Consider the following 12,981-nt stretch of genomic DNA (forward strand, 5'->3'; position numbering starts at 1 on the left):
CTAAAAACCGACGCAGCGGCAGAGTTTGAGGATTCCAGCGAGTTGGCTGCAAGTCCTTAGGGCGACAACAGGATGGTCGGCGTTTCGCCTGCTAGCTCGATGCCTGCAGACAAGTGAAGTTGGCTGATCCTCTCGCTTCATGCGCGATCCTTGCCGAAACCAGGCCGGAATACCGGGTTTCTGCAGGCGGATCTTCGCGCTGATCAGTGTGTAGAAGACCTTGAAGCGCTTGAGCAACGAGATTGCCTGACCGCGACGCCGCGCGGTGGTCCTTTATCATTGCGTCGTAGACTCTGACCTGGAGCATGGGACGGCGTTTCTTGAGCTCCTCCGCTCCTGCCCAAGCTCCATCTCTGGTCGCGAATTCGGTTTTGAACTGACCGTCGACTTCGCGCACGTAACCAGAAGCGGGCAATCGACGAGCGGGTGCGACCATTTTGTTCCTTTAGAGGACAATTCGGATCGATGCCCCTGCTTAACCCGAGTCGCCTTGGCCAGCCAGCAGACTGGTGAGCTCATCTCCTACAAAATCTATCGTGCGATGCGCAGTGTCAGGTTCTGCGCTACGAACCGCCAAGGATTGCGCGCGCTATCAAGGCACCGACCACAACTTCCGCTGACTGCTCAGGCGTTTGCTCCATGGTCCTGAGATGAATTTCGGGTCTTATGGGGGCTTCGTAGGACGCATCGATGCCGGTGAAGCTCTTGATCTTACCGTACTTCACTCTTGAATAGAGACCTTTGGGATCGCGCCGCGTGCATTCTTCGATCGGCGTGTCGACAAAGACTTCGATGAACTCCTCCCCACCTACCAAGTTGCGCACCAGGTCTCGATCCGCCCTGTAAGGCGAGATAAACGAGCAGATCACGATCAAGCCGCTGTCCGCCATCAACTTGGCAACTTCTCCGACACGCCGAATGTTCTCCGCGCGGTCGACATCGGAGAAACCGAGGTCCACATTTAGTCCGTGCCGGACGTTGTCCCCATCCAGCAAGATGGCATGCCGCGACATTGCAAACAACTTCTGATCGACGATATTGGCAATCGTCGACTTTCCCGCGCCGGACAGGCCGGTGAACCAGATAATGCAAGGCTTCTGGTTCTTGAGGGCGGCCCCGCTCCTTCCTTCCCACGTCAAGGGGTTGCCAGGCGACGTTTGCAGCCCGTCGCAATGGAGATGCGATCATGCCGGCTGCGACCGTACGATTGGTATAACGGTCGATGAGGATGAATGATCCGGTCTTGCGATTCACTTCGTAAGGATCGAACGCCGCGGGCAGTGCCGTTGAGACATTGCAAAAGCCGATCTCATTGAGACTCAGCGTCCTAGCTGCCTGATGCTCACGCGTATTGACGTCGATCTCGTGCTTGATTGCGGTAATGTAAGCGGCTGTGGTCTGCGTCCCGATGCGCAGAATGTAGTTGCGTCCGACAATAAGCGGGTCCTCATCCATCCAGATCAGATGAGCGGCGAACTTGTCGGCGACCTGCGGCCGCTCGGTCGGTCGTGCCAGGAGATCGCCACGGCGGACATCGATCTCGTCTTCAAGCGCAATCGTGATGGCGTCGCCGGACTCAGCGCAAGCGAGATCGCCGTCCCGAGTCACGATCCGCTTGATTCGCGCGATCCGCCCGGATGTGGCGACAACGATATCGTCTCCCACAGAAATGCTCCCCGAAGCCACGGACCCGGCATAACCGCGGAAATCCATATTCGGCCGGTTCACCCACTGGACAGGAAAGCGGAACGCCTGGCCCGCGCTGTCGGAGCCGATGTCAATGCTCTCAAGGTGACCGAGCAGGCATGGGCCATCATGCCACTGAGTATTACAGGAGCGATCGACGACATTGTCGCCGTACCGGGCGGAGATCGGAATCGGAACGATCGAGGCAAAGCCAAGATCGGCAGCAAACGCCACATAGTCTGCGAAGATCCGGTCAAAGATCTCTTTTTTGTAGCTAACGAGGTCAATCTTGTTCACGGCCAGGACGAGATGCCGAATACCAAGCAGCGAACAGATGAAGGAGTGGCGCTTGGTTTGGACCAGCACGCCCTTGCGTGCATCGATCAGGATGACCGCGAGTTGAGCGTTGGAGGCGCCGGTGGCCATGTTGCGGGTGTACTGTTCGTGGCCGGGCGTGTCGGCCACCATGAACGAGCGCCGCTCTGTCGCAAAGAAGCGATGAGCCACATCGATCGTGATGCCCTGCTCGCGTTCGGCTTCAAGCCCGTCGACGAGCAACGCGAAATCGACGTCGCGGCCGGAGGTGCCGTGCTTGGCACTGTCCCGTTCAAGCGCCGTCCACTGATCCTCGTAAATCAACTTGCTATCGTGCAGCAGGCGGCCGATCAGGGTCGACTTCCCGTCGTCCACTGAACCACATGTGATGAATCGCAACTGATCCTTTGACTTGGGTTGGAACGGTTCCACTATCGGCTTGGCAAGCATCAAAAGTAGCCTTCCCGCTTCTTCTTCTCCATCGAACCGGTTTCATCGGTATCAATCAGGCGTCCCTGGCGCTCCGACAGCCTCGCGGTCCGCAGTTCCGCGACGATATCTTCGATCGTCGCTGCACCGGACTCAATAGCCCCGCTCAAAGGATAACATCCAAGCGTACGGAAACGGATCATCCGCATTTCCGGAACTTCGTCGGAGTCAAGCGGCAACCGCTTGTCATCGATCATGATCATCGCGCCATTTCGACGCACGATCGGCCTTTGCCTTGCGAAGTAGAGCGGGACAACCGGGATCTTCTCGAGCATGATGTATTCCCACACATCGATTTCGGTCCAGTTTGACATCGCAAAAACGCGCATGGTTTCGCCCCGGCGGATCCGTGTGTTGAACAGGTTCCAGAGCTCCGGCCGCTGGTTACGCGGGTCCGATACGTGTCCCGCGGAACGGAACGAGAGTATCCTTTCTTTTGCGCGGCTCTTTTCCTCGTCGCGCCGCGCTCCACCAAAGGCAGCATCAAATTCGTGGAGGTCGAGCGCCTGCTTCAGCGCGTCGGTCTTCATCACCTGGGTATGAAGCGCAGAGCCGGCGTCGACCGGATTGCCCCCGCGCGCGACGCCCTCCTTTATTTATGTGGACGATCAGCTGGAGGCCGAGCCGCTTGGCTGTCTCATCCCGGAAGCTAATCATCTCGTGGAACTTCCAAGTCGTGTCCACGTGAAGCAGGGGGAAAGGCAACTTTGCGGGATAGAATGCCTTGATCGCGATGTGCAGCATCGCGCTCGAGTCTTTACCGATCGAGTAAAGCATCACCGGTCTTTTGAACTCGGCGACCACGTCACGCATAATTTCGATCGATTCGGATTCGAGGCGGCGTAGATGTTTCGGCAGCATGTGTTCTTTTCGGTGCAAGATCTTTGTGATCGCCGTTTCATGGCTCGAGCCCGGATGAGGAATGCAAGCGGCGCAAACGGCTCGCCAAGGCGAAGGGCTCGTCGATCAGGTCAAACACTGCTTGAGGCAGCAGACATGCATACCCGGCATCCTATCGCATTCACCGCAGTCCGCCTCACACGTGATCGGGGTGCAATCAGCCCGTGTGGGCTAAGCATCTTGGCTAGATCAGCCAGCGTATTTTGATCGCAAGTATCCAGATCACCCTAAGGTATTTTGAAGAGCTGCTCAAGCCGCACGACATCACCCAAGAGCTTCTCGATAGATGCGTCAGGCTTCTGAATGCATCCAGCCCCCTACCCCATAAGCTTCTGCGCAAGATTGCCCCGTACAGCAGAGCCACCAGTGAATTCGCCGACCGGAAAATTCTCCTCAACTTCGATGCCCGCTAGGTGTTTGCGCCTCTCCGCACTATCGATATCGGACGCGGAGCGAAAGTTCTCTGAGATTGCTGTTCAGTTCGATCGATTGGGGGATCCCAGAAGCATTGAGTTGCTCCCCGATTGCTCAGCAGCTGAGACGAAGTCAAGGGACCAGCGCGATTGAACGACGATCGGCCGCGCATATGGAAAGATGCAAACAGGGTGGGAACTTTAAGAGGTAACCAGACGGCACATGGGACATTGTTGCATCCAATCGATACGATGCTGTTTGCTTAACCATTGAAAATGTAAATGCGACATGCACCTCGCATATGATCGGCAAGCATCAGTGAAATTCGGCAAGGAGCAGAGAGGTCGACGAGTGGGAAAAGAAACAGACCATCACTTGGCTGGGACTGCCAATTTCGCCAGCTCTTCATCGATCGCGACCCAACTACCCGTGGAGGCCGCCGCTGGTCCGTCTAGACAAGGGGGGCGCACGTCAGAACAGCGTCGCCCGGCTTATAATTCAGCAAGGTCCACGCCCGTCCGAATCGTACCAAGCAACTGATTTACATAATCTTTCAGCGTTGCTCCAATTTCCAATCCGCGCTAAGGGAGGCCGGTGAAGGATAGAAATCTAAGCTATGGGCCGCCGGAGTTTCTTAGTCGAGCAACCACGCTCGACAGTTTCTCTACCGACGGACAGGAGATGGTCTGGCCGTTCATGTGGGAAATCAGATCGATCAGTGCGTGTCTCGAAGAGCTTGCCAAATTCCGCGCCAATGTGCTTGGCATCACCGGGCCACAGTGGATGTTCCTGATGGCGGTGGCCTATTTGGGCAAAGAAAATGGTGTGCCCGTCAATGTGGTGTCAAAGTTGATGCACGTTGATCCTTCCTTCGTCACGACCCACTCAAAGGTGCCAGAGAAGGGCGGATTTCTGCGGCGTAAGTCCTCCTCCGCAAACGATGCTCGGGTCGTGCAGATCTCGTTGACGGCCAACACTCGTGAACATCTCGCAACTCTGGTGCCACGACAGCAAGCACTGGATGAGCTCGCTCTTGATGAATTGGGCCTTAAGGTATCAAGCGAGTTTATTGGCGGGCTGGCTACATTGAGGCATAGCCTAGAGAAGGCTTGCCATCAGAGCCGCTCCGGCGTTCTGAGAACCAAACGTACAATCGTCAGAAACGAAGATGGCTAGCCATGTCGACTTTCCCACCTTTGATTTTTTCTTGAGGCAGCGCGGGCGAAGGTGGGTGTGGTCCGTTCACACGGCCGAAGGCGCGCAGGTAATGACGGGTTCAGGACGTAGCCGGACCGCCGCCAGCTATCAAGCTAACAGAGCGCCTTTTTTATTGCTGCTGACCGCACCGTATAATTTTGCAGCTCAAGCTAACAAACAGGCTCGGCAGCTGCCCCTTGCGCGTAAACTTTAATCTATCGATATCTTCAAGGTACGAACCTCAGGGTTGCTTTCTTTTGACCAGAGCTGTGAGTCCAGGGCAACCGAGTCGCGTCCAACTTTTCGATCGTCTATTCTCGCGCTATAACGCACAGCCGACGGAGCCGATCGCAGTGACTCAGAGCAAGGTGCCGAGTTAAGCCTGACCGTGTCGAGCAATTTCGCCGGCGCCTCCGCATACATCTCAATGCCTGCCAGGATCAGAAGAAAGCTGGATGTCGTCCGCTGCGGGTTTTAATCAGACGCGGGCCACGACGCGTCGCTCAAGAACCTTTTCACCAAAGATGACGAGACACTGAACCCCTTCGCCGCAGAGACGGGCCATCCGGCAGTACCAAAGCACTCATTCCTCTACTCTGATCATCCATCCTGGTAGCTTACAAAACCCGTTGGCTGCGTGTGCCGATCTGAAGCCTACTTCCCATCTATGACAAGGCCCAGGAGCACAACGCATTCGCGTCTCGTCCCGGCGGTCGGCCTCGAGGCAAGCCATCGTTGGTGTCTTGAACGAGAGGTTTTCCTGCGATCAGACGGCTGAGATCCTCGGCTCATCACAGTTGATGGCTAAACGGGCCTGCGCGAGAATACATCGACAGGCAGATCAGACTGTCGCCGCGCCGCGCCAGAACTCTGCAAGCTGTATCTCCCTGCGTTCACCGGATTTGACGCCTCACTACCGCTCGTAATCGCCCCCCTGCGGTGGAGAGTCATCCAGACCGAAAAATTCTCCGCGTGTGGACGGCAGCTTTGCACCGAATGTACCAGAATTGGGATTGGTAGATCATCCACAGCAATCTGTAAGGCGAATTGCGACCAACTCCAGTGGCCATAAAGGGCGGCCCACAAGCCGCCCTATTGTGCAACTTAGCGCGCTGCTTAGTAAGCTATCGCTGATGCCCGAGCCCGATTCCGAGATTGAGGGCCTTTTGGCGTAGCGCACCGACGCTGCGTTTGGTCATTTTTGATATTTTTATGACCGGAGTCCGAGCCTTCGAATGAACCTTGAGCTCTTTGATATCCGCCTTGGTCCACTCGCGCCGCTTAACGCGTTTCTTGCTTGCTTTTTTCACGACTAATGCTCCTTTTGAGAGGGCGGCTTGTAACATAGTTTTTTCGGGACGACGATGTTAAAAACGAGGCAGTCGCAGGAACTCGCGCCATCATGCAACGTCGGTCATAAGCTATGGAGAACGATGAGCAACCAAATGGCGATGAGCCTGAATAAATCGGGCAGATTCGTTATTTGTTTTAAGCTCGCGGATGATCGAGTTCTTCTCAAGGATCTTTTCTCGTTCCAGAGAGACATGCGATGACCTATTCCGCGACGCGGAGCGGGTCAGAGTTCTGGATTTAGCTCATCTAAAGAATGGTCGGCATGATGAGCGCACTGTCGGGAACATTGCGCCGCCGGTACACGGATGATGAAGATGGGATTCATGGCCTCGACGCAGTCGAGGAACGAGTATTCGAGGAAACCAAGCGAAGTGTAGGCGCGCCACATTAGGCCCTATGGGATGCCGAACACCCACGTGCGGCGATGGGGACACGATCCCCATCTTGCCGATCGAGAAGTGCCTGTTGAGAGCTTGAGGCTATACAGCTGACGATTCCAAAGTCAGGCAATCAGACAATAGAGGCACCGAACGACACGAAGCCGACTTGCCCAACGCTCCGGAGTGCACATAGCTCACCGTCCGATCGGTGCAGTTACGGAGCGAATTGACAACCTTAATTGCCATCAGAGCCAGACTGTTGCTAATGCAGAACATCGCGTTCTTCCATCACCGCCAATCATCCTGACTGCTATCTGATGGTGCTTCCGATCGACGAGCGCCCGGAAGAAGTCCCGGATATGCAGCGATCGGTGAAGGGCGAGGCGGTGTCGTCGACCTGATGTGGCCTGCCGTGAAAGCCGACCGAGACCATCAGCATGCGGAGCACCGGTCCGTGCGGCGATTGTCTTACGCGCGCGAGAGAGCCGGCTGTTGATCATGGCGGTCCGCCGCAGATGTACAAGATCAGCGCGCAAATTGGATCTCGGGAGAAGATAGGAGACCGGGCGCCGAGTTCTCCATCGAAATAAAGTAGTGCATGATCGAAACGAAACAAGCGCTCAGGAAGAACCCGACGGCGTTGTGGCCGTACCACCACTGAATCAGGGCACCCTGCATGCGCAGGCGATGTAGGATTTGGAGACGAACCGTTATACCGCCGGCCGTTCATAGTAGCGATTGAGATGACAGCTCCAGCGGCTAGATTGCCGGCGGAAGCCAGCAATGCGTGGATTCAATGCGGGATCGCGCCCCCTAGCTCAGGTGAAAACGCAACATAAGCAGAAGCAGCGAATACCGACACCAGGCCTGCTTCGCCCATTGTCGTGGAGTTCAGGCAGGGGTGGGTTTATCATGTCGTGGTTTTTTGGGAACTTACATTTCCGGTTGGAACGATTGAGCGCGGTCAATCGCGAAAGCGCCGGGGGACGCTCTCGATCTCGCGACCAAGCGCGCGCAGGGTTTGTTCGTTAGGGCAGTCGTCCGGGAGACCTGTATACTTCTCCTTTCCGGCGTCGGCGGCGCAGCGGGCCTTAGCCCGACACAGGCCGCACACCCGCTGCAGATCGCGCATTACGTCACCATGACGAGCGGCAAGCGCATTCTCGGAAAAACCGAGGCGCTTGCTTAAGAGTTCAGGAGAACCCGGACTTTGAGCCATCCTGCGAAAGGCGGACGTGGACAGATTAAGCTCACGCGCGATCGCATCGATGTCGTGAGAGCTCAAGTAAGCTAGCTCAGATGACCGAGACAGGCTTGCTCGTAACCGCCTAAGCAGATTTCTGAACCGCCAAGGACGACCGATATGTGCAGATTGGCTCACCGTGTGTCACATCCCTCGAAAGAGCCTTAGCTGATGGCGGCCCATGGGATTTGACATGCATCGGGGCCGAGCAAATCGCTCCAATCAACCAAGCCGATACAATGTTGCTGCAGGGACGCTGTGCTCCTCGCACCGGGCTCACCGCTGGCGATTCTCGACGTGCATCGGCTTTTTTGACCTGCATCAATACTGCGGCGGCGGCTTAGCGATAGAAAAGACGTTCCGGTCAAGGTCAGAGACATGGCAGACAGAAGGACTTGGCGGCCCATCATCTTTTCGTGTTCAAATACCGGCGACCGGGTTCAAGGACTGCTGCCGGATGACGCCTCCGAGCTAGGCGCCGACGACCTGCCCCAATAACCTGCGCTGCTTGTGATGGCGCCCACTTCGTCGACCGGCGGACCGGCGCAATGATTGGGGCCGAGCGCAGCTAGATCGATCGGCATGGCATCAAGCGAAGCCGGGGGCGTCACATTTTCGCTTGGACACGCCCGCCAGGCTCGCAAGGACGCGTTGAGGCCATCCATCTCACGCTCGCCCATTTGTGATAGGAGTCTTATCACCAATGAAGGATGTTCGACATGAAAGACCACGGGAACACTTGTGGCGCCGCTGGCACGACTTCGCAGGCAGCAGTTCAGTCTGATTTCTGCAAGACAGCGGCCGATACTAGCCGGCATTGTCTTGAGCAGGGCGGGATCTTCTCGATCGTAGCCGGGAAGCTGTATCGGAGCGTTAATCCTCGTAATTCAGTTAGCGAGCGGATCATGTCCCATCACGGGTTCAACGAACTATGACTTATAGGACCTGGACGGCAACCGAAGCGATCGAGATCACGCGCCGCTCGGCCAATATTTGGCTCAACCTGTTCCCGCACCGACCAAGCGAACTGATCCATACTGTTCAGAAGGTTGCCCCAATTGTCTATTCGCGGCGATAAACACCATACAGCATCTACTGACAAGATGACGTGGGAACGGATCGAAGCGGCGCCCTTTGATCGGGATCTGGAGATTGCCGTGATTGAGGGTAATACCATTCACCGGCTGGTGTTTCCTTGCCGCCGGATCTTCGGCGGCTGGATTAAGACCAAGACCGGAGAACACGTCGCTGTGCGACCCACACACTGGCGCATCTGGTCGAAATAGCGGGCCATCCAGCACTTAGATGCCGTGAATGCTACGCTTCCACTCAGTGGCCCTCTCGCAGGCGATGTAGAGCGAATCGAATGAGTGTGCTTGGCGCGAAATATGCCGACCGCATCCGGTATCGCTATGGCACGGAGGGACCGCGGCTGCATGGGTTTAATCTGAACTCGTGCACGTCTCGCGGCCGACCACCATGGGTGAGATGGCATCGGCCATCGCCCATGAAATCAACCAGCCAGTCTCCGCCACTACAAACTACCTGCTCGGGCCGGCATCAGACAAGCCAGACGTCAATCGCGTTGGTAACGCGCTCGAACACGCCGCCCGACAGGCCTCCTCGCGCCGACGATATCGCCAGGCGCTCACGTGAATTCGCGGCCAATGGCGAGCGGCAGGACTTAGTGGAGAATGCGCCAGGATGCGCTGAACCTGATGGGAACGGCAATCGAGACGATGGCTTCCCTACTGGTGCTGAAAATTGACCGTCGGGGGTACCAAGACGGCCTGGCCAGGTTTACTCGTGCTGGTAGCGGCCCCAGCATTAGCCCCGACCGCCTGTTTCAACCCCTTGTCACGAGTTAAGAGCATCGTATGGGGGTTGGACTATCAATCGGATGGGCGATCATCGAATCCCATGGCGGCCACATCCTCGCAGAAACGAATCCGGGCGGGAGTGCGATCTTTCAGTTCACCCCGCCATTTGCGGAGGTTGGTGAAGACGCATGATTATGCGGCGCATTCTTGTGATCGATGATGACGCCGCGATGCGGGATTCGCTCGCGCTTCTGCTTGAGGTAAAAGGCTTTTGCGTAGCAGCCTATGAGAGGGCGAACCAGTGCCTCGATGAGGTCGCTAGCGGCCCTGTCGACTGTATTATCTCAGACATCCGCATGCCCGGCATGAGTGGCCTCGAACTGCTGCGCAAACTCAAGGCCGATCGTGTCGGCTATCCTGTCGTCCTGATAACTGGGCATGGCGACGTATCGCTTGCAGTCGAAGCGATGAAGGCGGGTGCGGCCGATTTTATCGGGAAGCCGTTCGAGGATGAGGTGCTATTGCGTTCCGTCCATAGTGCGTTGGACGCGCGGCCGATCAAGCCAATCGGTGACGCAGCAAAACTGCAGGCGGACGCCCGCCTCGCAGATCTCTCGGCGCGCGAACGTGACGTCCTGCACGGACTATTAGCCGGCAGAATCAACAAGGTGATCGCCCGGGATCTTGGCATCAGCCCCCGGACAGTCGAGGTTTACCGCGCTAACCTCATGGCCAAGACCGATGCCCGCAGCATTGCCGAGTTGATGCGGATCGCCATCGTCTCAGGGCTCTAGCAGTATCGCAAACGGCGCGAAATGGCTTTTTCAGGCTGCGCGCACCGGATGGTGCACAGTAGTTTCGGAGGCAAGGCTTCGAACCGGGCTCAGAAAGACGCCTTCGGCACGCACTGGCGGACAGGTTGACCGCGCCGAACGAGTCGTGCATCACCTCAGTTGCTTGCTTGTCATCCTGGTATTCAGCACCTGTTTTGCCGCGACTAACAATGCCGATCAGGTGATGGCTAAGAACGGCATCCGCAATCTTTTGCTCGATCACCCTTCCTGGTCTCGGCGGCATAATCGCTGTGCATGAATGATGCAATTGCGCGGCTGGCATCACCGACGGACCACATGCCATGCTGGCTTTTCTCTAGTTGACACCGGGCCATTGCGCGACAGCTACACGTCCAGTTTAATCGTGCCTAACCAAATCAGCGACTGCGTATGAAGCAGATCAATTAAACGGCCCGGATTGTGCTTCGACAACCAGCATGTCCTTCACGCCAGAGAGCGGCAATGTTCAGGAATATATTGGTCCGTCTTCCTACGGAGCTACCGGTGCGGGCTGCGGTAGATGGTTCGATTTCCTTCGCATTGAGCACGGGCGCGCATCTTGATGTTGTCGCGATCGGGTACGAAAGGACCATTGCTCCGCTCGTTGCGCTCGGCGGGGCGACCGTCACTTCGGTCTTTGAGGTCGAACAGGAGCGTGCATTGGAGCGAGCCAAAGCGGCACTCTATGTCTTTGATCTGCAGGCAAGAAACACCGGTATCTCCTACGTGAGCCGCGCGCTGAGTGCGGTTCCGGCCGACGCGCCGGATCATCTGCGCGAGCGCGCGAGTCCACGATATGAGCATCGTCACGCAACCTCAGGGCGGCTATGACAGCTACGATAACGTTATTCCCAAGCGAATGCTTTTCCAAGCCGGCGGACCCGCTCTGTACCTGCCATGCATCTTCCACGGCCCGTTTTCGGCCAGGCGAATCGGGATTTGCTGGGACGGCAGCCGTCGCGCGGCCCGCGCGTTGCACGACGCGATGCCGCTGCTGCGCGAAGCTGACGTCCTCACCATTGTCGCGATCGCCGCTCCAAACAGGCTTCCGGCGGAAAGTTCTAAGGAGCATTTGGGGCAGTACCTTGCAAAGTCAGGCCTTGCTGCAAAGGTCGTTTCACTCCCGGCATCCCGGTCAGCGGCAGGGCTATCGCATATGGCTAAGAACCTGCATGAGAAAGGCCTCGTCCCAGCCTGCGCGTCTGATCTTGAGGTTGATGGACTTGCGATCGGGGTGGGCTCGCAGGATGTTGAGGGCAAGGCGTCGGAGAATGGCGAGATTCTCCGGTGCGTGGTCCTTGCGGGAGCGGTTGCGATCCTCGGCAAAATGGACGTCGAGCACCCAATGCAGCCGGTTCTCAACGGCCCAGTGACTGCGGGTGACGTCAAGCAGCCGCTTGGCAGAGATATATCTGGACAGCAGATAGTAACGTACGACCGGCGGATCGGCGCGCTGGTCACGCAGGCGCCGGCGCGAGGTGACGCGGCCCACGGCCGCCACGCCGGGGAAGCGTTCAGCCAGGGTCGTGTTGCGCATGACGGTCGCACGTCGCGCCTCGCTGCGATCATGGGCCGGGCGGTCGGTCTGCTGGACGGTGCTGCGCTGCCCCGATCGCGCAAACTGCTGCGTCACCGCCTTGAACAAGAGGCCACGGTTCGCCTTGATCGTCAGAACATAATGTCCGCCCCGATCAAGCACCGCTGCAGCAAATCCGCGGTGGCAATGCAGGGCATCGGCGGTCACAGTGCAGTCTTCAAGGGAGAGAAGATCCAGCACCTCCAAGGCGCCCGCCGTCTCGTTGCGCCCCGGCGCTTTTTGTTGCGCCAGAGCCATGCGTGCTTCGACTGCGAAGACGTTGACCAGATGCAGTGGCGTTGCCCGTCCGCCGCGTTCATAGGCACGCCGCAGAGCTTTGCCATCGACCGCAATCACGCCGGTAAGCTTGAGCCCATTGGCCTTGGCAAACGCCGCCATGAAGCGGCGGAAGGCGAACTCAAAGGCCTGCGGCTTGAGCAGACGGAACACCCGACTGAACGTATCGTGGCTGGGGATGCCGTGCTCCAGCTTCAGGAAGAGGCGCAACAAGCCTTCCTTGGACTGTCCAAACTCCTCCATCTCCCCGCAGCTGCCGGCTCCGCACAGAACCGCCGCCAGCGCGATGAACAGAACTTCCAGCAGTTCGTGGCTCGCATTGCCTGCGCGCGGGTCCGGCAAGCGCCCAAACGCCCTTCTGAACTTCCGCATCCGACTCCCTCCAGAATCCGGGAGTCGTCTTCAGAATCCTTCTTGCCTTCCAACGCAATAGCTAGCCAAAACCCATATGCGATTCCCCTGCGGTCAGCGGGGCGCA

6 protein-coding genes and 4 pseudogenes are annotated in these 12,981 nt (G+C 57.4%); 5 read left to right on the forward strand and 5 right to left on the reverse strand.

Features of this window, described 5'->3' with window-relative positions:
* Positions 1 to 563: 563 nt before the first annotated feature.
* Both cysN and cysD read right to left on the reverse strand, forming a co-directional pair.
* A pseudogene (gene cysN, locus G6P99_RS38280) lies at positions 564 to 2,451 on the reverse strand (sulfate adenylyltransferase subunit CysN).
* Positions 2,451 to 3,351, reverse strand: a pseudogene (gene cysD, locus G6P99_RS38285) (sulfate adenylyltransferase subunit CysD). Before cysD ends, cysN begins: the two co-directional pseudogenes overlap by 1 nt.
* Positions 3,352 to 4,485: 1,134 nt before the next feature.
* On the opposite strand from cysD, the gene G6P99_RS38290 reads away from it, so the two are divergent.
* Positions 4,486 to 4,980, forward strand: coding sequence for a MarR family winged helix-turn-helix transcriptional regulator (locus tag G6P99_RS38290; RefSeq protein WP_205751544.1), 495 nt, complete (start codon positions 4,486 to 4,488; stop codon positions 4,978 to 4,980).
* 1,145 nt (positions 4,981 to 6,125) lie between these two features.
* Here G6P99_RS38290 and G6P99_RS38295 read toward each other — a convergent pair.
* The gene (locus G6P99_RS38295) at positions 6,126 to 6,311 is read right to left on the reverse strand and encodes a hypothetical protein (protein ID WP_175612359.1); all 186 of its coding nucleotides are present in this window, start codon (positions 6,309 to 6,311) and stop codon (positions 6,126 to 6,128) included.
* Positions 6,312 to 6,655: 344 nt separating this feature from the next.
* Positions 6,656 to 6,983: pseudogene (locus G6P99_RS38300) on the reverse strand (cbb3-type cytochrome c oxidase subunit I); the annotation flags it as partial.
* Positions 6,984 to 6,987: 4 nt separating this feature from the next.
* Here G6P99_RS38300 and G6P99_RS47810 point away from each other — a divergent pair.
* From G6P99_RS47810 to G6P99_RS38315, 4 genes and pseudogenes are all read left to right on the forward strand, one after another.
* A pseudogene (locus tag G6P99_RS47810) lies at positions 6,988 to 7,132 on the forward strand (transcription termination factor Rho); the annotation flags it as partial.
* 1,903 nt (positions 7,133 to 9,035) lie between these two features.
* A complete protein-coding gene (locus tag G6P99_RS38305) occupies positions 9,036 to 9,263 on the forward strand; it encodes a hypothetical protein (protein ID WP_334261873.1) in 228 nt (75 codons plus the stop codon).
* 722 nt (positions 9,264 to 9,985) lie between these two features.
* Positions 9,986 to 10,591, forward strand: a complete 606-nt coding sequence (gene fixJ / locus G6P99_RS38310) for a response regulator FixJ (protein WP_029084970.1) — start codon at positions 9,986 to 9,988, stop codon at positions 10,589 to 10,591.
* A gap of 543 nt (positions 10,592 to 11,134) precedes the next feature.
* A complete protein-coding gene (locus G6P99_RS38315) occupies positions 11,135 to 11,461 on the forward strand; it encodes a hypothetical protein (protein WP_245284928.1) in 327 nt (108 codons plus the stop codon).
* A 316-nt stretch (positions 11,462 to 11,777) separates the two neighbouring features.
* On the opposite strand, the gene G6P99_RS38320 is transcribed toward G6P99_RS38315, so the two are convergent.
* Entirely contained in the window at positions 11,778 to 12,875 is a 1,098-nt protein-coding gene (locus G6P99_RS38320; RefSeq protein WP_165125884.1) for an ISAs1 family transposase, read from the reverse strand.
* Positions 12,876 to 12,981 lie beyond the last annotated feature (106 nt).

The organism is Bradyrhizobium sp. 6(2017) (assembly GCF_011058295.2).
In the GTDB taxonomy this organism is placed as follows: domain Bacteria; phylum Pseudomonadota; class Alphaproteobacteria; order Rhizobiales; family Xanthobacteraceae; genus Bradyrhizobium; species Bradyrhizobium septentrionale.

Coding starts and splice junctions, on each gene's coding strand:
- fixJ (WP_029084970.1), top strand. CDS start 9,986: ATGATTATGCGGCGCATTCTTGTGATCGATGATGACGCCGCGATGCGG.
- G6P99_RS38320 (WP_165125884.1), bottom strand. CDS start 12,875: ATGCGGAAGTTCAGAAGGGCGTTTGGGCGCTTGCCGGACCCGCGCGCA.
- G6P99_RS38290 (WP_205751544.1), top strand. CDS start 4,486: ATGGTCTGGCCGTTCATGTGGGAAATCAGATCGATCAGTGCGTGTCTC.